This window comes from Colwellia demingiae (genome assembly GCF_007954275.1).
Classification (GTDB): domain Bacteria; phylum Pseudomonadota; class Gammaproteobacteria; order Enterobacterales; family Alteromonadaceae; genus Colwellia; species Colwellia demingiae.
Genome location: NZ_VOLT01000003.1, coordinates 454,814 through 479,585, shown reverse-complemented (window position 1 = coordinate 479,585; position 24,772 = coordinate 454,814). Strand labels below are relative to the sequence as shown.

Here is a 24,772-nt window from a genome sequence, read left to right as displayed (position 1 = left end):
CAGTAAACTAGTAACCAATTCCAAGGCTTACCATTTAGATTGAAAAACACTCAGATATAAATGAAAAATCGTTAATATATTAGTACTTCAAAAAAAAGTCTAGGTTAAGTCGCTATATTAATTTCTCAATATCTTTAATAGAAAGAGCTTTAGAAAAGAAGTAGCCTTGAGCACGGTGAACTTTGTTTTGATGAATTAAAGTCAGCTGAAATTCTTCTTCAATGCCTTCAGCAACCATTTCTAATTCGAGCTTATTACTCATCAAAATAAGGCCTTCAAGCAGTTTAATACTGGCTATATCTTCTTTAGAACTTGGCATAATAGTTCGATCAAACTTTATTATTGAAATAGGGAGCTTTAATAAATGAGAAATAGACGAATAGCCTGTGCCAAAATCATCTAAGGCTAATTTACATCCCATATCGCGTATCGATTGTATGCGTGAAATTACGCGTTCATGACAATTTAGGACCGCCGTTTCTGTTATTTCAAATTCGAGGTCGTTTGCGTTAACTTTATGTTTTTCAATGTTACTTTTTATTGTGGTTAGTATGTCATCATTTTCAAGTTGCACAGCAGACAAATTTATCGCCATAGTAAACGTATTTTTGAATTTCTTATTCCAAGTAGCAAGCTGACTAATTGCTGTTTCTATAACCCACTCGCCAATTTCGCCAATAACACCTATTTTCTCAGCAATAGGAATGAATTCATCGGGATAACAATTTAAGCTACTGTGGGTATTAATACGTAATAAAGCTTCAAAGCCAGAAATCTTTTGCGTATTTACGTCGATAACTGGTTGGTAATGCAAGTTTAGTTCATTGTTTTCAATCGCAGAACGTAGCATATGTTCAATGTCATAGCGTCTGACTAATTGCTCTTGCATTGCTGGGTAGAAAAAACAGATTTTGCTACCTGACTTCATTTTTGCTCGATACAAAGCAATATCACTACACTTGATTAACTCTTTACTATCTACAGAGTTGTCAGGGTGAACGGCTATACCGATACTCAACTCCACATTTAATGTTGCATGCTCCATTTCAAATGGCGCTTTAACCACTTTTAAAATTCTATTTGCGATCATTTGGAGATGAAAAATGTCATTTAAATTGGCTATCATAATGGCAAATTCATCACCACCAATACGAGAAAAAAGTTCATTTTCACGTAAAGCCTCTGATATCCGCAATGCTAATTCAATTAAAACTGCATCACCCACATCATGACCGTGAATATCATTAATGTGTTTAAAGTTATCAACATCAAATAAAATCAATCCGAGTTTAAATGCACTTCTTTGATTATTCGCTACAGCAATATGTAACGATTCATCAAACACAAAGCGATTAGCCAAGCCCGTAAGCGAATCACGCTCTGCAAGTTTTTTAGACGTTAAGTAACTTTCACGTAATTTTTGTTCTAACTCAAAGCGTGTTTGGGCATGAATAATAGCGTTTTGAATTCGGCCAATATTTATTTCTGATTTAGAAATAAAGTCCTGAGCACCCGCTTTTAAACATGCAATAGCCAGCTCTTCATCGGTTGCTGAGCTAAGCATAACAATCGCGCTACCATAATTACGCAGATGTGTTCTGATTTCTAGAATCATCTCAATACCATCACGTTGTGGCATTCTATAATCAAGTAGAATAACGTCAAAATGGTGCTGATCATACAATATCAATGCATCATCAACGGTACCCGCTTCCATAATAGAGTATTGATGTGTGGATTTTGATAACAACCTGCGTATCATTTCACGATCAACGCTATCATCATCCACAATCAAAACATTAATTGTTTTTTGTATAAATACCATTTAACTGCTCTCTTCGGATTTAATATCTAACGGCCAAACCAGTTCAACCGTAGTACTACTTTTACCATCGGACTTAATTTTGATCTGTCCATTAAGACGAACCATCACTTTCTTCACCATTGATAATCCTAAACCACTACCCTCAGTTTCATCTCTTGATTGTAATGTGCTGAACATTTCCATCGCTTTATCTTGTAAATTTGGTGGGATTCCGGGCCCATCATCGGTCACACTAATCACTTGCAAACCCTTATCTTGTTGGTATTCAATTGATATCTCGCCGTGTGATTTATCATGATGCTTAACGGCATTACTTAACAGATTGCGAATCGCTAATTCAATCAGCACTTTCGGTAGATTCAAGGTAATATCGCAATGGATAATTTTGATCTCAAAACTTTCAGGAATATAATTAAAAGAAACGGCGCTTTCAATTAGACGGTCAAGTTTAACACTCTCTAACTGATAACTATCTCGGCTAACTCTTGAATACACTAAGATATCAGCTAAGAGATTCTTCATTCGTTGTACTCGCTGTTTTAGCAGCTGTAAATGTGTTCGTGATTCACTAGGTAAAACGTCATGGCAATCTTCTTCTATCCAGCTAGCAAGCTGTTCTACAGCGTTAAGTGGTGACTTTAAGTCATGAGATGCAACAAATGCATATTGATCAAGCTCTTGATTTGAGTGTTCAAGTTGTTGATTGCGCTCTTCTAACGCGTTGTTGGCTTTAATGATTTCTAGACGATTTGCTTCAATCTCAGCTGTACGTTCTTTAACTTCGGCGTTAAGAGAATGTGACCTACCTGTCATTGACAATAAAAACGCGCCAGAAAAACTGATCAATAATAATCCTAACGCTAACGCTCCCCATGCTTGCCATGAGCTATGACTGGCTAGATATTCGCTCGATGGCCAATAAATAATTTGCCATTGTCGATTACCTATAGTGATTTTTTCAGTAACTTTAAAAGTATTTGGCATATGCAATGTCATATTTTCAGGGCCATAAAGTTGCGTCGATTTTCCATCGGTTATGTCATATATGCCTACTGTAACTTTACTTTTAACCTGAGCACTAAGTACCGCATCTGTTATATCTCCAACTCGAAATACACCCACAGCAAAACCCTTAATATTTTCACGCCGTTGTTCAAGTGTTGAATGAACACCTGAATAAACAGGGTAAAATAATAATATTCCTGCTTGTTTTCCTTGTTCTTGCACTAATGAAATTCTTGGTGTCGCAAAAGCATCACCTGTATCTCTAGACAGATCAAGCGTACTTTTACGTTGCTGACTTGAAGCAACATCAAAACCAAAAGCTTGCTCATTACCTAGCATAGGCTCAATATAGTGTACGGGAATGTAGGTAGCTCTTTTTGAAGCGCTAATGAGTTCGCCATTACTGCGCTCTTTTATTTTGAAGGTAGGGAATCCTTTTTGTTTGACACTATTTTCAAAGCTTGTTCGCTGTTCATCAAAAACAACGGGATTCCAACTTAATCCATTGATCCCCGATTTATTCTGTAAGTGATATTCAACAAAAGTTTTGAACTCTTCTCGTTTAATGGTTGATTGAGTAGAGCTAACATAAAACCTTTCTATAGATGCAACAGCATCGACATAGCTGCTAAAACTAGAGCGTAACTTTTCAGCGTTATTACTGGCTATTTCTTTTAATTCAAATTGATTTCGCTCTTCCTCCCATTGGCTTACCCAAACAAATAGAGAAATAACCACTGAAATCATTGCAACTAATGGGATAGTAATAACATATAGACGATCTCGCCAAATATCCTTGGGTCTGGCAAAGATAACAAAAATGAGAGGAACGGAGATCATCACACCTATAGCATCGCCAACCCACCAGGTCATCCAACTATAAGTCACGTTAGAATATTCGAGAATGCCAAAAAAATACAAGCTTGCAATTCCAATACTTGCACTTGTTAAGCAGGAAACAGGTCCTCCAATGATTAAAAAAAGAAGTATATCTTTATCTTTCGATAGAGTGGTTGGAAAACCAACATAATGTCGAATTAATTTTGCTGCAATGATGGCTTGCAAAGTGGCCCCTGATGCAGCCCCTAATGTTGCTAAAAACTTTAAGTCAGTTAATTGGCTAAGCTCCAGACCTATCCAAATATTTAAAATGAATGAACCAAGGAAAACTCCAGGCCAAAGCCTCGTTCCCCATAGTAATAAACTTGCAAGAGCTAGGCCTGCTGAAGGAAATATCGCAGTTGCATATCCAGGGGGAATTGCCAGTAAAAGTGAAAGCCTGCCAATAAGCGCATAGCAAGTAGCTAAAAATACTATTTTATAAAATGTATAAGCAATATTATGTCGAGGGGCATTGTTTGGCATTAAAAGATAACTCTAACTAGTTGAAAGTTAATGGTCTATTGTGGTGCTTTAAGTTTTAGGTAATAGAAGATCAGCCATAGTTAAGTTAGTTGATATTTTTTGTGATGTCGATGATTTTTATAGAATATTTATTCATAAGAGGAGAATATAATAATTAATGGAGAACGCCAGAAAGTATTAGTGGTGTGACCGTATGATAACTTGTGGGGTCATAGCCATTACTATTTGCACTCAAACCTCTGACAAACTCTAAATGAGAACAAACTCATTTGAATTGCTATTAATGTATACAGGTTAATTGTGTTGAAAAAAAAGGATTAACTGTAAAGAAAATACAGCGACTAGCAATATTAAACTGGCACGAGTAACCACAATTAAACTTGTCGGGATGTCTTTCGTAGTAACACTGCTGCCACAACCTAAAGTAACAGAATTGACAGTTTTTCCATGATAAAGCGCACTGCCACCTAATTGTCTACTCATCACTGTCGCACCAGCAGCCATTACCCAGCCACCGTTATGGCTTTTGTATTGATTACCTTGCCAACAGGCATTAACGATAGCCTTAAGAGCATTCCCTTGTTTTACTCCTTGAATGGCATAAAGCAGAGTACAGCACTTACCCGAAATAAAACCGAGTAAATCATCAAGTCGAGCACTGGCATAACCAAAGTTAATAAAACGTGAGTTCTTATATCCCCACATAGCATCTAAGGTGTTGGCTAATCGATGTATTATTACCAGTGGCGCCCCACCAATCAGGTAATAAAATAATGAAGCGATAACCGAATCATGACCATTTTCTAGCATAGACTCTATGGTCGCCCTAGACATTTCTTGCTCTGAAAGGTTGGTGGTATCTCTGCTTACCAAATAGCCAGTAAAATACCGAGCGGTTGTTAAGTCACCAGCGCTAAGAGGCTTGTATACTTGCATAGCGTGTTGATGCAAGCTATTAAGACCTATGGCTAGATATATCACACTAGCATCGAGCAATACTTGCCAATACCATATTAGATGATTCAGCTGATAAAAATAAATAAGCGGCAAGGGTAAAACCAGTAGGCACCAGGCCAAAGTACCCAGTAACTTTGCTTTTAAAGTAGCTTTATCGCCAAGATTATTCTCTTGATATTGAGTTTCTTCCTGATTTGTTTTTCGAGCCGTTTGCTGGCTTTGTCGCAGTGATTGCTGATAAGGATTTAGCTTAGCCTCTAGTTTTTTTGCTAACCAACCAAAACCAACTAAGTAATGAAAATGCTTTGCTTCACCTAAATATTTATCAAGTAATAGCGCCAGTGATAAGGTGATGAATGTAGCAAAGTCAGGTAATAGCATTATGGCTTGATGGTAGATATTTGCGATAAGTTCTGACATGAAATTAAGACGCTCTAGTATTTTTCAAGGTTGAGGAAGTCAATGCTTCGTTAGACATAAAAACAGATTACCTTGCTAGCTGAAAACTATCATCATCATGGCGATAAGTTAATGATAACAGACAACCATTGTCGAATAACTCGTAGGCGTTATCGGTTGAGTTATGGCCTAATTCAGCTAAAAAACAGCGTAATGCTTCACCATGGAAAATAACTAATATTTTTTTATTGAAGTGGCTATTGGCTAATCCTTTAAGTGCTTGATAAATACGTGATCCACAGCTTATTGCACTTTCGCCACTTGGCGGTGTTATCTCGGTAAATTGATGCAATATTTCGTGGTAGTTTTCGTGGGATTTAATGGCAGCAATATATTGCCCTTGCCAAGACCCCAAATTTCTTTCTGTGAGTTCATCTAAACGGGCAATAGGAGTATTTAATATGCGCTGGCAAATTAGAGCGCTATCAACGGCTCGTCCTAGGGTTGATGAAACAATTAAATCGATTTGTTGATTGGCAAGACGTGAGGCAAGCTGTTCAGATTGTTGTTGACCTAAGAGTGTCAGGCTGCTATCTAATTGGCCTTGAAAACGTTGGACTTTGTTCCATTTTGTTTGCCCGTGACGAGCTAAATATAAAGTTGTTTTCATTTTATTCTAATACCAATAATGACGCTTTCATACCATTTAAGCGGATGAGGATAACTAAATCGTTGCTTAGGTTCAACGCAAATATTACTTCTCGTGAGTATTCTCTTTTCATTCACTTGTTTAGTTATGACGGCGTTAATTGTTGAATAACTACCATGTATAACGTAATATCCGCGCAGATTTAGGTGTCTTCGGTGTTAATTATTCTGATAAACGTTATTAGGTAAATAGCACTAATGAAGATGAAACGTGAAACTGGTTGAATACCAGTACTGCCCCCGCAACGGTAACTGTGAGCAGCAACAAAACCACTGTATTGAATCATTATTAGGTCATCACAATAATGAACGTATGGGAAGGTGTTGCAAGTGCTATGATCAGGAGTCCGGAGACCGGCCTAGATTATAGTTATTTATCAATGATAAATAACTATTACTCGACAACTGCGGTGGGCGGTAATTCAGAGAAAAGTAAATGCGCTGAATTACAGCAATGAATACCTATAAATAGTGATCATTAACGCATAAACATGTGTTTATCGATTTATCTGTCTATTGATTTTCGACTATTGGCTTCTCGGTTACTGAGTTGTGGATAGCGTTTTATCATATAGAATATAGCGTAGGTTTTCTCCTTTGCATTTACTGACTTTGATTTCCTACACCGTTAATATTATTTAATGGGATCGTTATGAAATCAGTCAATCAAAAGTCACCTGTTAGTTTGCTGTTCGCTGTATTTGCCTTACTAACATTACTTATGCTCGCCACGCGTACACATCACTTTGCCAGCTTAAATAACTTGCCAAGCGCATCAATTGCTATTTTTTTCTTGGCCGGTATGTACTTGCGAAATATAAAAGCCTTTTGGTTTTTTTATACTTTATCAATCACCATCGATTTAGCCGCATCCTATTCTCGCGGTCAATTTGGCGATTGCATTACCTCCTCTTACCCTTTATTGGTGCTAAGTTATGGCGCTATGTTTACGGTGGGTTATTACAGCAAACCAAACTGGCAGCAAAACACCTGGCAAATTAATATCATTAAAGTAGCACTGGCCTTATTTGTTGCTAGTTCAATTGCTTTCTTTATTTCAAATGGTAGCTACTACACCTTATCGGGTAAATTCCCTGAATTATCCTGGGCGGAATATGGCACGCGTGTTGATAAGTATTATTTCAAATCTATTTCTAATCCTGTTTTCTATGTTATTTCGGCGGTCGTTATTGATTTTACTGTAAGTCATTTTTTCACTGATAAAGCGATAAATACTAAGACCAGTGGTAATGCCAGTGTTAGTGGAAAACTATAGTTTTTACGTTAACAGCAGCGAAGTTAACATAGCAGGAGTATTTAATGTCACAAGCGAATAAGAAAACCGTCCCCTCTCAAAATAAAGCATTTCAAAATAAAGTAGAACAGCAAGCGGGGAGTGGGGTTAAGTGTTCAGCATTGATTGTTGCTGCACCACATTCTGGCTCAGGAAAAACGACGATAACAGCCGCATTGGCTCGATATCATCGTGATCAGGGACGTAAAGTTACCGTATTTAAAGTGGGGCCTGATTTTATTGATCCTATGATCTTACGCCAAGCCAGTAGTGAATTAGTGTATCAATTAGACTTGTGGCTCGTGGGGGAGCAAGGTTGTCGAGCATTGCTTCATCGAGCGGCTATGGAATCTGACCTTATTTTAATCGAAGGAGTCATGGGACTCTTTGATGGTACGCCCAGCAGTGCTGATTTAGCCGAGTACTTTAATATCCCAGTACTGGCTGTTATTGATGCTAAGGCGATGGCACAAACCTTTGCTGCTGTGACCTTTGGTTTAGCGACATTTCGCGAAAACTTACCCTTTTCAGGGGTGATAGCTAACCGCGTCAATACCGAACGTCATGCTGAATTATTAAGTACAAGTTTACCTAAAGAGTTTCGTTTTTACGGCCGTATTCCTAAAGATGACACCATAACGCTACCTGAGCGTCATTTAGGTCTAGTGCAAGCACAAGAGTTGAGTGATATTGATGCCCAGCTTGATAAAGCGGCCAGCCATATTGCTAATACAGGTTTAACAGAGTTACCTGCAAAAGTTGAGTTTTTTGCTCAAGAAGCTGAGGTTGATGGAGATTGTGTCCAAGCAAACATTATTGAGGGTGCATTGGTGGGTACGCGCATCATCATTATTAGAGATAGTGCTTTTAGTTTTATTTATGCGGCCAATATTGCTTTCTTAACACAAGCAGGTGCGGAATTAATCTATTGTTCAGCAATGCTTGATCCCCATTTACCGGATGGCGATATCTTATATATTCCCGGGGGCTACCCTGAACTTTATGCTAAACAATTAATGAACAATGAAACATTTCTTAGTGATATAAGAGCTTTTGCTGCCAGTAAGAAGCCTATTGTTGCTGAATGTGGCGGCATGTTGTATTTACTTGATCAGCTTACTGATATGGAAGGGCAGCAGTTTTCAATGGTAGGACTTATACCAGGTAAAGCCACGATGCAGAAAAAGCTTGCTGCTATTGGTTCGCAATGGGTTAATTTACCTTCATTTACTGACAATGCTGCTGAAGATAGCGCAGACAGTATTATGCGGGGACATAGTTTCCACTATTCTTGCGCCGATATTGAACTAGATCCTACCAGTCAAACAACGCATCACCCAAGTGAGCGCGCAGGCGAATTTGTTTATCAACATAACAATATTTTAGCGTCATACATGCATTGGTACCTCCCAAGTAACCCGAGTTTAACCTTACGTATTTTTAATAAAGCACGTTACTTGTAGCCGTTAGCTTTATTCGTTAGCTCTAATCGTTAAGTGCGCTATTTCAGTAGTGCTTTTTTATGAGATTTTTCATGACATTTTTTCATTTAAACAAAGTCAGTACAAACAACTTTTTACGGTATGGTATTCGTAAAATATATTGTGTTATCGCATTATGTTTATTGAGTTTCATTAGCAGTTTTACACTCAATGCTGCAGAGCTGAAAATGTTGGCGTTAGTTTCAGACCGTTCTGCAGCTAGCATGGTTACCGGCGCTCATCAATTTTTAGCCACACAAGCTGACGTGGATGACTTATCAACCCAAAGTAGCATTACCATACGTAGTGTTAATCAATTGAACCAGTTAACTAACAATGAAATTCAGCAGTTGATTAACCAGCATCAAGCATTAATTATTGCCGGCGTATTTGGTGAATCAGTTGAGCGTTTACTGGCATTAAATTACCAACCCCAGCAGTCCCGTTTGATGTTAAATACCGATCGACGCTTAATGGTTTTACATCAAGACTCGCAAGGCGGCAATGTCGAAAATTTATCTAAAAAACAATTACAATCACTGATGGTTTCATTAGATAAAAGTAACTATTTAACCGCGTTAGCTAAGAAACAAGAGCAGTGGCCACAATTTGCTTATTGGTTGCAAGCTCGTGCTTACTGGCAAAATAGAGGAAAAGAAAATCTTGGCCAGTTATTTAATTGGTTGAGGAAAATTACTACGGCAAAGTCAGGTGTTAGCAATAAAAAATTACTAACACAGGCCGCAACAATACTACCCTTACAACCAATCCGATTTTACTGGCAACAGCAACTGATTAGTATTGCAGAGTTGAAGGACAAAATAGTTCAAAACCAAGTTATACCTGAAGATAAACCTTTAGTGTTCATTATCGATCATGATACTGGCGATCAACCTGGGCAGTGGCAATTGCATCAGCAGCTATGTCAACGCCAGTGGCAATGTGTATCAGTGTTAGCCGGCTGGGGTAAACCCAGTGAACAAGCAATTGAAATTATCCGCAGTTTTGAATCATCACAGCCGTTGGCGTTGATAGCATTACAGGATTTTGTTATTGGTGGAGGTGAAGGTAGAGAAGCAGTAACTCAAAAGTTTGAGGCACTAAATATTCCAGTATTTAAAGGCATCAGAGTGACTGAATTGAGTGCCTTAGCGTATCAACTATCTCCTACTGGCTTACCTAGTGATAGTGTTCATTACCGCGTGGCTATGCCTGAGCTCCAAGGTGTGTCTCAGCCCCATGTTTTAGCGTTAGCGTCGAGTGCAAAAATTGATGTAGCCACGGGCGCAAGGTTATCAATTAGCCGAGTATTAATGCCAGAAGTTGAGCGCCTACAAGCACGAGTCAATGCTTGGTTGGCACTAAAAACTACAGGTAACGCAGCGAAAAAAGTAGCGATTGTTTACTATAACCATCCCCCTGGGCGACATAATATTGGTGCAGATAATTTAGATGTACAGCAGTCGTTATGGCAAATATTACAGCAATTAAAAGCGCAAGGTTATGATCTTGGCCCAGAGGCAGACTTTCCAAAATCTGCTGAAGCGTTATTAGATCTTTTACAGTTGAAAGCCGTTAACTTACCGCAAGATGCAGGCGCGCTGAATAAAATGGCACCATTAATCAATACGATGTCAGTAAATGAATATCAAGGCTATTTTGATACCTTACCCAGTATTGTTAAAGCCGAAATGGTTGAAGGGCCATTAGGATTTTTACATGCACGGATTAAGTATTACCTATTCGAGCAAGGGCAAAAAGAATTGGCGCAGTTGCCTGCGATTGAACGTAGAGCAGTTTTAGCGGCATTACTTGAAAATGTTGATAGTACCTCGGTTGATTTACATCATGCATTAGATGGGATCAGACATAAAGGACGGACGCGCGCTTTAGATTTACTGGCACAACTGACCCAAGAGTATCAAAGCTTAATTGCGCTAACACGTGAAAATAATCCTGTTTCAACAGAGCAATGGCAAGATGCCGATGCATTAAAAATAGCATTAATTGCCATGCAAATTGAAGGTATTCGCGGTTGGGGGAAAGTACCGGGTAAAACTATGGTCTGGAATAATAAAATTTTGTTACCTGGTGTTCAATTTGGCAATGTTTTTTTAGGACCTCAGCCACCGAGAGGCTGGGAGCTTAATGAAGAATTATTGCATGCCAATATGACATTCCCACCACCGCATCAATATTTAGCCTTTTATTATCATTTACGTGAGGTATTTAAAGCTAATGCCATTGTGCATTTAGGCCGACATTCTACCTATGAGTTTTTACCTAAACGTGCGGTTGGTTTATCAGCAAGCGATTATCCCTCACTTATTATTGAAAACATTCCCAGTATTTATCCTTACATTGTTGATGGCGTAGGAGAGGGTATTCAAGCTAAGCGTCGTGGTCTTGCGGTTATGTTAGATCATTTAACACCGCCATTGGCGACCACTGAGTTATACGATGGGCTACTACAATTACGTCAACTCATTGAAAGTGCAGAGGCCGCCTCAAATCAAGATACCAAGAAAAAAGCGATTAAGGCGTTACGTCATAAAATCAAAGTGTTGAATTTAACCGATGAACTTGTCGCGAGCATGGATGAAGAGTTACAGGTGCGTGGTATTGGTTTTGGTGAAGTTGATGATGATTTTTTACTGCACGAAGTGGGGCATTACCTAACTAAACTGCAAGAAGATTTCATGCCGTTAGGTTTGCATGTTTACGGCAAAGATTGGCAGCAAGAAGCTATTGAGATCATGATGACTTCGATTGAAAAAGGCGAGTTAGACTTAGATGATAATCAACGTAATGAAATCAAAAAAAATCTGATTAAATCACCGAAGAGCGAAATGTCAGCTTTTTTAAATGCATTAAACGGTGGTTTTGTCGCACCAGGCAAAGGTAATGACCCAATAAGAACGCCTGACGCACTACCAACGGGTCGTAACTTTTACGCACTTGATGGCAGTTTGATCCCGTCACAGCTTGGCTTTAGTACAGGCCAACAATTAGCAATTAAAGCGAGACAACAAAATCCAGTTGTTGATAAAACGCACAAAGAAGCTGTTATCTTATGGGCATCAGATGCGGTGCGTGATGAAGGCGCTATGATTGCCTTCGGTATGGATATGCTCGGCGTAAAACCCGTGTGGAACCGCCGTGGTATCTTAAAATCGCTACAACTTATGCCACTTGATAAAACACGTATTGAGCGTCGTGATATCGTTTTTACCACCTCAGGTTTATTCAGAGATTTATACGCCCAGCAATTAGCTTGGCTTGATCGCTCTGTATTACTGGCACTTGCGGCAAGCAAAAACATTATTGAGCGTGACCACCCCGCATTAATCAGTGCATTAAGCGCAGCATTACAGCCTGTTGAACATATGCTTGAGCAGCAAAAACATGACTTCAATGAAACCTTAACTAGCAATATGGTGGCGAGTAATTGGTTACGTGAAGCACAAATTTTATTGCGTGAAAACGGGAATATAAGCCCTGAATTACTGGGACGTCAGGCAAGCTATCGTATTTTTGGTACCGCACCCGGCGCTTATGGTGCTGGTATTAACCGTTTAGCTGAACGCTCAGGTGCTTGGCAAGAACGCAAGCAATTAGGTGATGCGTATATTAAACGTATGAGCCATGCCTATGGCGTGCCGAGTGCTGGTGGTGAAATGGGCAGCAATGTTCAAGCAATATTTCGTCAACAATTAGCACATGTTAATAGTACCTATTTAGGTAGAGCCAGTAACCTCTATGGCTTAATCGATAATAACGATGCCTATGATTACCTTGGTGGTTTAAACCTAGCCATAGAAACGATTACAGGAGAGCAACCCGATAGCTTTGTTATTTCTCATGCAAACACTAAACAATTGTCAATTGACCCGCTGCAAACGGCCTTATTATCAGAGCTACGTGGACGTTTTCTTAATCGACAATGGATCCAACCATTAATGAAACAAGGCTATGCGGGTGCAAGAACCATGGGTAGCGAGTTTATTGAAAATTTGTGGGGCTGGCAGGCCACTAGCCCAGAGATCATTCGCTCATGGGTGTGGCAAGATTTAAAAGCTATTTATATTGATGACAGCTTAGAGATAGGTTTGGATGAATTTCTACAGCAAAAACATAATGTACACGTACAAAGTAATATATTAGCGGTAATGTTGGTTGCCATTGAAAAAGGCTTTTGGCAGGCAGATCAGCAAACTCAAACACAGCTTGCTGAACAATTTGCTAAGAACATTATTGAAAATGGTATTCCTGGTAGCGGCCATACCCATGCTAATCATCCTATCTATAATTTTATTAAACCACTGTTATCTGCACAATTAAATGCTCAACTGGCTGAAGTATTAGCAGCGGCGAATTATACACCTATTGGTGAAGTTGGCTCTGGTGTGCAACATATTCAAGAAATAAGTACTGAAGTTGAGCGACAAGATAATAACGCTTTGAAAGAAAGTTCGCAGGAAGATAAATCACAGGAAATAAACCCTCAAGATATTGACGAAAAAGAAAATTCTGATGAAATATCTGTTGAAAAAGACTACCTATTATTAGGGGTAATCTTGGTTATAGTACTTTTGATTTTAGCGGGATATCTTCGTTCTCGTCGTCAATTATCTAAATTGGAGCACTAATATGTTGTATGGATTTTCGTTAGAGTTAATGCATTTAATAACCTCATGGCTATTGCAGCCCGTGGTTTGGGGACTCTTATTTTTTACGGCCTTATCACTTTATGAATTAGGCATAGCAGCAGGTGAGCGCTTTTCTGTTATCCCTGCGTTAGTTGCAGCAAAGCAAAGACGCCAACTGGTTGAACAAGGAAAAAAACGTATAGAGCGAGCTGATTTTATAACCCGTATTGCGCCGATGTTAGGTTTGATGGGAACATTAATCCCCTTAGGACCAGGATTATCTGCGTTAGGAACGGGAGACATTAGTATCTTAACGACTGCGATGACGGTGGCTTTTGATACCACTATTATTGGTTTACTCGCTGGCGTTATTGGCTTTGTTTTAGGACGTATGCGCAGGCGTTGGTACGATAATGCTATGCAGCGTTTAGATGATGAGGCAGTAGATATTCTGTCTGTTGCCGTGTCTAATCCATGTAATGAAAGCGTTTTAGCAAAAAGTGCTTAGGCTTAAAAAGGGATGATGAAATGAGTAACGCATGGCGCAGTAGCCAATTCGACAGTCAAGAGCAAGAGCCTTTAGGGCCATTAGCAAACTTAATTGATATTATGCTGGTATTTGCTTGTGGCTTGATTGCCGCACTTGTTGCGCTAAGCCCCGAATTAGAACAACACTTTCAGGCTAATCAGCAAGAGCCTTTAGCAAATAAGGAGCTTTTAGCACAAAAAGAGTCTTCAGCAAAAATTCAACCTGTTGACTCAATCGGAAAAGAGCTTACTTCGACGCCAGAAGCGTTGAAAAATAAACTGCAAAGCCAAGAAGGTTATCAGTCAATGGGGCAAGTTTATCGCGACCCTGAAACGGGTAAGTTAATCCTGATTAGTAATGAAGAGTCATAAAACCGTAGTGTATTTTCAAACCGCTATGCATAAATAGAAAGTGAGAACGTGATGAATGATATTAATAAAGACGCTGAAATTGAAAAACAGGAAGAGTTAGCTAAAGCTAAAGAACAAAAACATATTGAGCGACAAAAGAAGATTAAAGCGAATGTTGATCAACGTGTTGCGCAAGCCACAGAAGAACGTGGTGTTTTCGTAGTTATAACGGGTAACGGTAAAGGAAAAAGTACCTCTGGTTTTGGTACAGTCTTGCGCGCTATAGGCCATGGCCAAAAAGCAGGTGTGGTGCAATTTATTAAAGGTAGTAAGTGGGAATGTGGCGAAATGAATATCTTAAAGCAATTCGATGTTCAACACCATGTTATGGGTACTGGCTTTACTTGGGAAACACAAAACACTGAAACTGATACCATTGCAGCAAAAGCGGCATGGAAAAAAAGTAAAGAAATGCTCAGTGATGAAACCCTTGATATCGTTTTACTCGATGAAATGACTTACATGGTTAAATATGGCTATATCGAGTTAGATGATATTATTGAAGCGTTGAATAACCGACCTAAAATGCAACATGTTTTAATTACAGGTCGTGCTTGTCATCGTCGACTCATTGAACTGGCTGATACCGTTTCAGAAGTACAACCCATAAAACATGCATTTAAAGCGGGCATAAAAGCGCAAAAAGGGCTTGATTGGTAGTAATTACCTATAAATACTCGGCTTAACAATTACCAGTTTGTTATTGCCGATTTTTATGTTTAGATGAGCTTATTCCCGTTACCAATCCGCATAACTAACCGCTCATTTTCCTTATGAAAATGTAGCTCATTTAATTAAGCAAATCGGTATTAATGTAATTTTTAATCAAACAGTAGAATAAGTTATGTCTTTAGAATTGTGGTTATCGTTAGTTGTTATATGTGTGTTAGGGGCTTTATCACCAGGACCTTCATTGGCATTAGTTGTGCGCAATACTATGTTGGGTGGTCATAAACCTGGTTTAGCCACAGCTATCAGTCATGGTTTTGGCGTTGGCTTGTATGCGGCTATTGCGGTAACAGGCATTGGTCTTGTCATTGTGCAGTCACCATTAGTTTTTCAAATTATTCAGTATACAGGTGCTGCCTTTTTACTTTATTTAGCGTTTAATGCGCTTAAAAGCAATGGCAGTAATATTGATCTTGATGTTGTACAAGGTCAAAACGATAAGCGTATAAATGGCTGGCGTGACGGATTTTTATTGGCCTTTTTAAACCCTAAGCTAGCGATATTCTTTTTAGCCTTATTCAGTCAATTTGTTGATGTTAATGCCAGTATAAGCCACAAATTAATTATGATTTTTACGGTTGGCGGGCTCGATACCCTATGGTATTGCCTCGTGGTTTTTGGTTTATCAAGAGGACCTGTGTTAGCAAAATTGAAAGCTAATAGTCATATTATTGATAAAGTTACCGGCGTGGTTTTAATATTACTTGCGGTACGTGTAGTCATTAATTAGCTAATCAGCGGAGTTTTACTCTTTTAACCAATAATTGATTTACGTAACAGTGATTTAGGTGAAAACCGAGATAGTATTAATGCTTGTTTTTGGAAGCTATAAATTTCATGCTGTTGACATGTACACAATAAAAAATGAAAAATTATCGAAAACTGGCATCTTGAAGAAAATCTTACGCTAAAGCAGCAGTTCACACTGCCGTTTAATCGGTAATTGGCTGGTTTTAACCAGCCATTCTTTCGCTTTGCTCGGTCTAACGATCGAACACTTTGAACAAAAAAACATTTTGCAAAGTCAATCGACCGATCTTGACGTGGAGCTTATCGACTTCTTAGGAGCTCTCTACGGACAATATCTGCACCGGCACTTAAGGCATTTAACTTACCTCTTGCAACGCGATGAGATAAAGGTGCCATGCCACAGTTAGTAGAAGGGTAAAGCTTGTCGGCATCTACAAATTTCAGTGCTTTTCGTAGCGTATTGGCTACTTCCTCGGGTGTCTCAATGGTATTGCTTGCTACATCAATAGCGCCGACCATCACTTTTTTACCGCGAATGAGTTCAAGTAGATCCATTGGAACATGTGAGTTGTGACATTCTAGCGAGATAATATCAATAGTAGATTTTTGCAGCTTGGGAAAAGCTTCTTCATATTGTCTCCACTCTGACCCCAATGTTTTTTTCCAATCTGTATTGGCTTTGATGCCATAACCATAACAAATATGCACAGCAGTTTCGCATTTAAGCCCTTCAATTGCTCTTTCTAAACAAGCGATGCCCCAATCATTTACTTCATCAAAAAACACATTAAATGCAGGCTCATCAAATTGGATAATATCAACACCAGCCGCCTCTAATTCTTTGGCTTCTTGATTGAGAATTTTGGCAAATTCCCAAGCGAGTTTTTCGCGACTTTTATAATGGTCATCATACAGCGTATCTATCATTGTCATGGGACCCGGTAGAGCCCATTTGATAGGTTGTTTGGTTTGCTGACGTAAAAACTTAGCGTCTTCAACAAAAACAGACTTTTGGCGACTAACAGCACCTACAACCGTCGGTACACTCGCATCATAGCGATCACGAATTTTAACTGTTTTACGTTTCTCAAAATCAACGCCGTTGAGGTGCTCAATAAACGTAGTAACAAAATGTTGGCGGGTTTGCTCGCCATCACTAACAATATCAATACTTGCTTGTTGTTGATCTAGTAATGACAAACGTAAAGCATCTTGTTTGCCCTCAGTTAATTCCTCACCTTGCAATTTCCAAGGTGACCAAAGAGTCTCAGGCTCAGCAAGCCAAGCCGGTTTAGGTAAACTGCCTGCAGTTGAAGTCGGTAATAGTGCTTTAAGGATATTAGTTTTCATAATAAATGATGCCGTATATTTTGATTGACTTTTGAACGTAATGATTAAAGGTAAGTTTTGAATCTAGCTATTTAACGAAACTATTGCGCGTAGTTAGCAGACCATTGCTCAAGCACAGTTTGGTGCGGTTTAATGAAGTGTTCTTCAGTAAATTTACCCTGCTCATTAGCCAACTGGCTGCGCTCTTCTCGATCATAAACAATTTGGGTTAATGAATGGTCTAGGTTCTTTAAGTTTGGTTGATAGGATTTTCCTGCAACAGCATTCGCGTTATAAATCTCTGGTCGATAGATCTTTTGAAAAGTTTCCATCGTGCTAATGGTGCTTATCAACTCAAGGCTACTGTAATCATTAAGTAAATCACCAAAGAAGTAGAAAGCCAAAGGCGCAACACTGTTTGGTGGCATAAAGTAACGAACCTGCAAGCCCATTTTTTTGAAATATTGTTCAGTCAAAGACGATTCATTTGGCTGGTATTCAACACCTAATACCGGATGTTGGTTTTCAGTTCTATGATAGGTTTTGGTATCCGAAACACTGAGACATATGACAGGTGTTTTAGTAAAGTTTTGTTTATAAACTTCTGAATTGACAAAATACTGAAAGAGTTTTCCATGCAGTTCGCCAAAGTTATTTGGAATGCTAAATTTAGGCTGATCCTTATTATGATCTAGCAGTAATACGCTAAAATCATAATCGCGAACATAAGAGGAGAAATTATTGCCTACAATGCCTTCAATGCGCTTGTTTGTTTGATGATCGACAATATTGGTTTTCAATACTTCAATCGATGGGAAGGCTTGACCACTACCTTCAATATCCATATCAACAGAAATGATTTCAAGTTCGACAGAGTAACGGTCTCCTTTAGGATTATCCCAATGCGCTAAGGCATTAAAACTATTATCAATCATATTTAAAGCGTTGCGTAAGTTAGCTTGACGGTAGCTTCCTCTCGCTAAATTAGCAAAATTGGTAGTGATACGCGTCTTGTCTGACGGGTGGTAATTTTCATCGAGACAAATGCTCTTAATAGTGAAGGTAAAGTCTTTATTCATTATGATCCGGTATCCTATTTTCTAATGTTCTTAATCAGTAATCTTCACAGTCTTATTTGATTTGTGCCTATAACCTAACTAAGAATCAATTGTAATATTGTCGAGAATTAATAGCTGAGTAGGATTTATACTTGGATCGATGCATGTTGAAAAGCGCATTTATTTCACATAGTACATGAGAAATATTCATATCCTATCTGATTGAATGTTCGGGTGTTTTTCAGTTATATTAATTAGCTTGATGCGAACATAACAGTAGTTATGTAGTAAATAACCCCTAGATTATCTAAAGAAGTGGATTGAATGAGTGAATTAATGTTGTTGATTATATACTGCGCGTTACTCGGCAGTGGCGTAGGATTTTTGGCAGGACTATTAGGCATTGGCGGAGGATTAGTTATTGTCCCTGTGCTGAGCAGTCTTTTACTATACTTTGACGTTTTACCACCTGAGCAGGTGGTTATCGTTGCCATTGCAACATCATTGGCGTCAATATTGTTCACATCAACCTCTTCAGCAATAGCACATCATAAAAATGGTAATGTGCCGTGGAACCTAGCCCCTTGGATAATGACGGGCGTTGCCCTTGGAGCGCTTATCAGTGGTTTTATAGCTGCACTATTACCAGATCAAGTTGTTCGCATAGTGTTTGCCGTGACTGTGGTACTCATTGCAATGAAGATGTTTTACAGCAGCACCCAAAGTGACGCTTCTACAGACCGAACAATGCCCAGTAAAGGTTTGTTAACCGTTTTTACCACTATTACTGGCGGGCTGTCTGCCATGATAGGTATTGGCGGTGGCGCACTCTTAGTACCCTTGTTAACGTTTTTCTCACTCGATATGAAAAAAGCCATAGGGTGTGCCTCTGCTTGCGGTATTGTTATCGCATTATTTGGTTCTATAGGTTATATCAGCTCAGGTAGTACTCATTTTGCTTTAGAAGATGGATTTGCTGGCTTCGTCTATTTGCCTGCTTTATTCGGTATTGTTTGCACTTCTTGGTTTACCGCGCCGTTAGGGGCCAAATCGACACATTATTTACCCGTTTCAACGATAAAGAAAATCTTCGCAGCGTTATTGCTAGTTATGGCTGCAAATATGATTTTTAATTAAAGGCAAGGTTATCAAGCTTCCATAAATAGAAACATCACTGAGCTTAATTGTAAAGTCTCAGTGGTTTCGCATTATACGGTTAGTCTGGGTTAGATGCACTTGGGCCTACTAAGTGTCATAGAAATGAACTTAATACTGCTAGCTCACCCTGAGATGATGAGCGCAAGAGATATGGCTCCAATGCTTAGGATTATTATTTGGGAGAAATAGACTAATACTAAGATAGTCTTTTGAATAAACTTACTCCTTATATAAAATAAAAGCCGCTAACAGTTGAATGTTAGCGACTCTTTTATTGTTTAATTTCTCCCAAACTCGATTGTTTGCCGCAGAGTTAATTACAGACCATTATGATATTGCACATTGGTTGAATCCGGCACTAGCGAATTAAGCGTTTCTTGTGCTGCTGTTTGCTCGCTTGACAGTGCATTCGAGTAGCGACCTGATTCGCTATTATCGTTCTTACCCTGCTCAAGTAATTGTTCAAATTGTTTGATAAGCATGGCTTTATCTGGTGACTCTTTATCGCCCGCGCCAATGTTGGTTAAATCAATCATGAAACCATCAAATAACTGCGTTAAGTCTTGGATTATTTCGGTATTTAAAAACTGATCTTTATTATAAATACTTGGGTAGCCCGCTTTTTGTTTATCAATGGCAAAAGAAACCCCTTTAAGGTTGGTTATGCTCGTTGATTTATCGCATGACAACATACAGCCATTATCAATACGCGGCTTTTCACAACCAACACTTTGTTGGAAGAAACACTGTCTGCTGGTCATTAATAAAATTGGGTGATAAACGCTGTAGAGCATTTTGAAGTTTTCAGGACGTGCGATAGTTTTCATTTGTTGGCGGTTTATTTCATTTGAAATAAAAGCACCACTACAGTTGAAACTTTCTTTCATCGCTAATAATGCATATGAATTGGTCGTGTTTAAGAAAGGTCCAGCAATCCACTCGATACCTAACTCAAACGCTCTATTGGCAATACCCGTGTTGTTAGTAACGATTAATTTAGGCTTTACTTGTTCTAAAATATTTACCGCTACATCATAGTCTTTGCCAATTAACACTGATGGGAACCATGGAATAAGACGTGGATTCTCTTTGAAAAAGCTGACGTATTTAGTACAGCCACGTTTATAAGCATCAGGCAGTTTAAAGTAAATATCGGCATCGGTTATATCACCTAGGTTGATATCGCTCTCATCGCATATTAATAGCGATAATTTAGCAGCGTCGTCTTTTTTAGCATGACGTACTAACTTAGGTAACTCAACTTCAGCTAATACAGTGATACCGTCATTGAGTAAGGCGGCAATCTTATTTTTAAGCGCAGTAAGCTCTTTAAAAGGAATGGTGACACTTGCTGGAATGTCGTCAGTAGTTAACTCGGTTAAGTTGAACTCTGCGTTATTGAAACTTTTAAAGCGTTTTTCTATAGCACTATGATCAATGCAATTTTTTTCACTGGCGATAAGTGCACGTTCAGACTGCATAACATGAACTTGTTCTGGTGCCACTTCCTCAGAAAACCCTTGGGTTATTTTTTGGCCATGGGGCTCATTAATTTTTATCGTTACGGTTAATGGTTCGCCTACTTCACCTGAGAATGCTAATGAGAGATTACGTTTATCGATACTTAGGTGTTTTATTTTATCAAATACATCCGCGTGTATTTCTTCTTTTTCATCATTTAAGCTTTGTTCAACGTCTTGAATTTGTACTACAGAGATCGCATTACTTTTATCAATAGCGTGGTATTTAGAGTTATCACGTGGGTTTTCAATAAACATCGATTGGTTTAAATCGCCACGTAAAAAGGCATTAGAAAAATCACGGTTAAATACCTTGTAAAGGCGTTCGCCATCTTCAAGTAATTCACCTGTTTCTACAAATCCGTCTATTTGTTTGCGGAAGCTATCAATAACGGTATGCACATAACTTGCGCCTTTGATACGTCCTTCCACTTTAAAGGAGTGAACGCCGGCTTCTATCAATGCTGGTAAATCAAAAAATGCAGAGTTGTCTTTAATATTTAATGGAAATTTATTACCTGATTCAGTAGGTTTATATTCTTCACGACACGCTTGACTACAACGTCCTCTATTACCTGAATTACCCACACTTGCTGAGGTGGAATAACATAAACCAGAGAAAGCGACACATAATGAGCCGTGTACAAATACTTCGGTAAGTATATTTTCTTCAAGTGATACGGCAGTAATCGCGCTGATTTCTTTTAAGTCTAATTCACGGGATAAGTTAACTCGTGAGGCACCGAGTTTTTTCAAAAAAGGAATTTGACCAATGTTATGCGTTGTTAACTGCGTTGAGGCGTGAATATCTAGGGTAGGGAAGTGCTTTTTAAGAATATAAAGCATACCTAAATCTTGCACAATAACACCATCAAGGGTGGTGTTAGCTAATTTACTCAACAGTTTAGCTAGCGTTTTAAATTCTCGCTCTAGAATAATGATATTCAGTGTTAAGAATATTTGGCATTCATACTCATGTGCGAGCCTAATAATTCCAACGAGTTCATCAAAAGAAATATTAGCAGCACGATTTCTCGCATTAAAGGTATCTAAACCGCAGTACACTGCATCGGCGCCAGCAATAATGGCTGCCTTGATCGCGTCGATATCACCACCGGGGGCTAATAATTCTATTTTAGGACTCATTTTACAACTTTAGCCAATTAAACGGCGGTTAAATTTCAAAGGGGGGATTTTACTGGTAAAATGAGGTAATGAATACCGTTTAAGTCGCTTATTTATTTTGATACTTACTATCATAAATCATTACTGCACTGGAATACCCTATCAATGAATGACACTTTTCATGAAAAAAGTAATGACACGAGTAGTTTACCTATTCTTTATTCCCTAAGAAATTGTCCTTATGCTATGCGTGCAAGACTTGCTATTTTTAAAGCGAAGCAGACGGTATTACTACGAGATTTGGTATTAAGTAACAAACCGGCAGAAATGATAGCCGTTTCACCTAAAGGTACAGTGCCGGTAATAGTGCTAGCGAATGGCAAGGTAATCGAAGAAAGTTTAGAGGTAATGTTATGGGCACTACAACAAACTGATCCTGCTGATTTACTGCATTGTCACCAAGACGGTGCATTATCTGAAATGCTTTTACTCATTAATGAATTTGATATTAATTTTAAAATAAGCTTAGAAGCGTACAAGTGCGCTAAACGTTACCAAGAAGATAATGTTGCCCAATGCCGAGCCGTTTGTGAGCAATACATACAACAATTAGAACAACGTTTAACTGAGCATGCGTTTTTAATGTCAGAGAAAGAAAGTCTTGCCGATATTGCGTTAATACCTTTTATACGACAGTTTGCACGAATCGAACGCCAATGGTATTTGCAATCACCTTACCCGATGGTAAGGCGATGGTTAAATGGTTATCTGCAGAGCCCTGTTTTTACTAAAGTGATGGCAAAACATCCATTGTGGGCAGATGAACCGCAAGATGTTTTATTTGGTGCTAATTAATGAGAAGTCTAACGAGATATATACCCAAGCCACTTGAAGCTGTGTGTTTCAGGACTCCCCATAGGGCTGGTTTAGAAACGCTTTAGGCTACGTTATTGATTTCGACAATAACGCTACATGGATGTAGCTTATTAGAGAATGCAGGAGCACATTCTCCTGAATAACTATTATCTTCAATCAATGCCTTGCCTAAAGGCGTTTCTAATTCCAGCTGAAACCTGCATATTCAAGTGGCTTGGGTATAGGCTCAGCTTAGTTTAATAATTCACAGACAATACGCTTTAGTAAGAAAGTTTCACGTTCAATCGATAGGCCTTTTTTATCACTTTTAGCTATGGTTTCTTCGTTGTGTGCAATAGCCTGATGGATATTCATCCAGACAGGGTGCATACCGTTACTCAATTCATGTGCTTCAAGTTCAGGCTCAAGTAATTCATCATCAATGGTGCAGGTATAACAATAAGATTGCATATGAACAATAGTAAAACCTTCTTTATGCCATGGTCGATACTCTTCATAAAGACCAAACGCTTCAACATCTTTAACACTATGTGCGCCAGTTTCTTCTTTTAGCTCGCGAATGAGTCCATCGACATTACTTTCACCCTCATCAATACCACCACCAGGTAAGCTGTAGTCGTGATACCGCTTGGTATATAGCAGTAAAATATTATCCCCATTAAGCACAATGGCTCTGGTCGCATTTCGGGTGAAACTTTTGGCTGAAAGATTCTTTATGTCAGGATGAACAGTTGATTTGAGTAAACGCATAGTAGGGTCGTGTATCAGGTAGTGATTAATATTTATTGATATTAAATGGGGGCTTGCCCCTGTCATATCAAGTTAGCAAATACCATGGTGAAGTAATTAATGCTCGCAGAGGATCTTGCAATGGAGACGTTGATGTCGCGTTAACTATGGTTAGCGCGACAATTTTGTAAGCTAGTTTGTCATCAAACAAGGCTATGTTGTTTCAACTTCATCATCAAAGATATCTTCAATCGTTAAATTAAATAGTCTCGCTGCTTTAAATGCTAAGGGTAAACTGGGATCAAACTTACCTTTTTCAATGGCGTTGATCGTTTGTCTTGATACTTCTAGGGCACTAGCAAGTTGAGCTTGTGTCCAGTCACGTTCAGCTCGTAACACTTTTAAGCGGTTTTTCATCGGTACTTCCTATGACCTGCAATAATCGCGGTTAAATAGGTAAGGCACATAACAATAATTAAATGAGATATTTCAGGCTCAAAGCCAATCAGTTTAATATCTTCTAACAGCTCATAACTTAGACCTATTACTAACCCAACACCTAAGGTAAAAGCCATTGCATCGAAAAGTATTTTTTGCTGCATTTCATCTAAACCACGTAAATATTTTCTATTAGCAACTAACATTCGAAAACCAACAGCTAAATTAATTAACAAGGTAATAATGGTTAAGCTTGTATTGAAATCCCAAATAAATCTTGGCGCAAAAGCGGCGATGGCCATAGTAATAACCCAAACAATTGTCCAATTTCTTAATGTTCTGGTATTAGTATTATTTTTTGTTTGGTAGTTGTTATGTTCACAATCTTGCTTAGTCATAAGTCAGCTCTCTTTGATTTTTTGTAAAGTTCACTTGACT

At 38.7% G+C, this 24,772-nt stretch carries 19 protein-coding genes and 1 riboswitch; of the genes, 9 read left to right on the top strand and 10 right to left on the bottom strand.

Annotated features, from left to right (window positions below):
• Positions 1-112: 112 nt before the first annotated feature.
• The 4 genes from ESZ36_RS07710 to ESZ36_RS07695 form a co-directional block, all read right to left on the bottom strand.
• Positions 113-1,825, bottom strand: a complete 1,713-nt coding sequence (locus ESZ36_RS07710) for a putative bifunctional diguanylate cyclase/phosphodiesterase (RefSeq protein ID WP_146785873.1) — start codon at positions 1,823-1,825, stop codon at positions 113-115.
• Positions 1,826-4,195 (bottom strand): CHASE domain-containing protein, encoded by a 2,370-nt coding sequence (locus ESZ36_RS07705; protein ID WP_146785871.1) that lies wholly within the window; start codon positions 4,193-4,195, stop codon positions 1,826-1,828.
• A 294-nt stretch (positions 4,196-4,489) separates the two neighbouring features.
• Complete coding sequence (locus ESZ36_RS07700) at positions 4,490-5,572, bottom strand: cobalamin biosynthesis protein CobD/CbiB (protein ID WP_146785868.1); 1,083 nt, start codon at positions 5,570-5,572, stop codon at positions 4,490-4,492.
• 67 nt (positions 5,573-5,639) lie between these two features.
• A complete protein-coding gene (locus ESZ36_RS07695) occupies positions 5,640-6,221 on the bottom strand; it encodes a histidine phosphatase family protein (RefSeq protein ID WP_146785866.1) in 582 nt (193 codons plus the stop codon).
• 204 nt (positions 6,222-6,425) lie between these two features.
• Positions 6,426-6,638: riboswitch (cobalamin riboswitch) on the top strand.
• A 273-nt stretch (positions 6,639-6,911) separates the two neighbouring features.
• On the opposite strand from ESZ36_RS07695, the gene ESZ36_RS07690 reads away from it, so the two are divergent.
• The 7 genes from ESZ36_RS07690 to ESZ36_RS07660 all read left to right on the top strand — a co-directional run bounded on the left by ESZ36_RS07690 (position 6,912) and on the right by ESZ36_RS07660 (position 16,081).
• Positions 6,912-7,535 (top strand): hypothetical protein, encoded by a 624-nt coding sequence (locus tag ESZ36_RS07690; protein WP_146785863.1) that lies wholly within the window; start codon positions 6,912-6,914, stop codon positions 7,533-7,535.
• Positions 7,536-7,579: 44 nt separating this feature from the next.
• Positions 7,580-9,016, top strand: coding sequence for a cobyrinic acid a,c-diamide synthase CobB (locus ESZ36_RS07685; RefSeq protein ID WP_246129016.1), 1,437 nt, complete (start codon positions 7,580-7,582; stop codon positions 9,014-9,016).
• A gap of 71 nt (positions 9,017-9,087) precedes the next feature.
• Complete coding sequence (locus tag ESZ36_RS07680) at positions 9,088-13,683, top strand: cobaltochelatase subunit CobN (RefSeq protein ID WP_170235792.1); 4,596 nt, start codon at positions 9,088-9,090, stop codon at positions 13,681-13,683.
• Position 13,684: 1 nt separating this feature from the next.
• On the top strand, positions 13,685-14,191 hold the full coding sequence (locus ESZ36_RS07675) for a MotA/TolQ/ExbB proton channel family protein (protein WP_146785856.1): 507 nt from the start codon (positions 13,685-13,687) through the stop codon (positions 14,189-14,191).
• Positions 14,192-14,211: 20 nt separating this feature from the next.
• On the top strand, positions 14,212-14,583 hold the full coding sequence (locus tag ESZ36_RS07670; RefSeq protein ID WP_146785853.1) for a DUF2149 domain-containing protein: 372 nt from the start codon (positions 14,212-14,214) through the stop codon (positions 14,581-14,583).
• Between the two features lie 51 nt (positions 14,584-14,634).
• Entirely contained in the window at positions 14,635-15,282 is a 648-nt protein-coding gene (cobO, locus tag ESZ36_RS07665; protein WP_146786170.1) for a cob(I)yrinic acid a,c-diamide adenosyltransferase, read from the top strand.
• A gap of 184 nt (positions 15,283-15,466) precedes the next feature.
• The gene (locus ESZ36_RS07660; protein WP_146785850.1) at positions 15,467-16,081 is read left to right on the top strand and encodes a LysE family translocator; all 615 of its coding nucleotides are present in this window, start codon (positions 15,467-15,469) and stop codon (positions 16,079-16,081) included.
• A 320-nt stretch (positions 16,082-16,401) separates the two neighbouring features.
• Here the strand turns inward: ESZ36_RS07660 and ESZ36_RS07655 are convergent, their stop codons facing one another.
• Positions 16,402-17,451 (bottom strand): methionine synthase, encoded by a 1,050-nt coding sequence (locus tag ESZ36_RS07655; protein WP_146785848.1) that lies wholly within the window; start codon positions 17,449-17,451, stop codon positions 16,402-16,404.
• An 80-nt stretch (positions 17,452-17,531) separates the two neighbouring features.
• Positions 17,532-18,509, bottom strand: a complete 978-nt coding sequence (locus ESZ36_RS07650; RefSeq protein ID WP_146785845.1) for a DUF1852 domain-containing protein — start codon at positions 18,507-18,509, stop codon at positions 17,532-17,534.
• A gap of 303 nt (positions 18,510-18,812) precedes the next feature.
• Here ESZ36_RS07650 and ESZ36_RS07645 point away from each other — a divergent pair, with 303 nt between their 5' ends.
• On the top strand, positions 18,813-19,625 hold the full coding sequence (locus ESZ36_RS07645; protein WP_146785842.1) for a sulfite exporter TauE/SafE family protein: 813 nt from the start codon (positions 18,813-18,815) through the stop codon (positions 19,623-19,625).
• Between the two features lie 338 nt (positions 19,626-19,963).
• Here ESZ36_RS07645 and ESZ36_RS07640 read toward each other — a convergent pair whose 3' ends face one another.
• Positions 19,964-22,312: a peptidase U32 family protein gene (locus tag ESZ36_RS07640; RefSeq protein ID WP_146785839.1), complete on the bottom strand. Its 2,349-nt coding sequence runs from the start codon at positions 22,310-22,312 to the stop codon at positions 19,964-19,966.
• A gap of 144 nt (positions 22,313-22,456) precedes the next feature.
• On the opposite strand from ESZ36_RS07640, the gene ESZ36_RS07635 reads away from it, so the two are divergent.
• A complete protein-coding gene (locus tag ESZ36_RS07635) occupies positions 22,457-23,146 on the top strand; it encodes a glutathione S-transferase (protein ID WP_146785836.1) in 690 nt (229 codons plus the stop codon).
• 252 nt (positions 23,147-23,398) lie between these two features.
• On the opposite strand, the gene ESZ36_RS07630 is transcribed toward ESZ36_RS07635, so the two are convergent.
• The 3 genes from ESZ36_RS07630 to ESZ36_RS07620 all read right to left on the bottom strand — a co-directional run bounded on the left by ESZ36_RS07630 (position 23,399) and on the right by ESZ36_RS07620 (position 24,732).
• Positions 23,399-23,917 (bottom strand): NUDIX hydrolase, encoded by a 519-nt coding sequence (locus tag ESZ36_RS07630; protein ID WP_146785833.1) that lies wholly within the window; start codon positions 23,915-23,917, stop codon positions 23,399-23,401.
• 192 nt (positions 23,918-24,109) lie between these two features.
• Positions 24,110-24,313 (bottom strand): helix-turn-helix transcriptional regulator, encoded by a 204-nt coding sequence (locus ESZ36_RS07625; protein ID WP_146785831.1) that lies wholly within the window; start codon positions 24,311-24,313, stop codon positions 24,110-24,112.
• The gene (locus tag ESZ36_RS07620) at positions 24,310-24,732 is read right to left on the bottom strand and encodes a hypothetical protein (RefSeq protein WP_146785828.1); all 423 of its coding nucleotides are present in this window, start codon (positions 24,730-24,732) and stop codon (positions 24,310-24,312) included. Before ESZ36_RS07620 ends, ESZ36_RS07625 begins: the two co-directional genes overlap by 4 nt.
• Between the last annotated feature and the right edge of the window lie 40 nt (positions 24,733-24,772).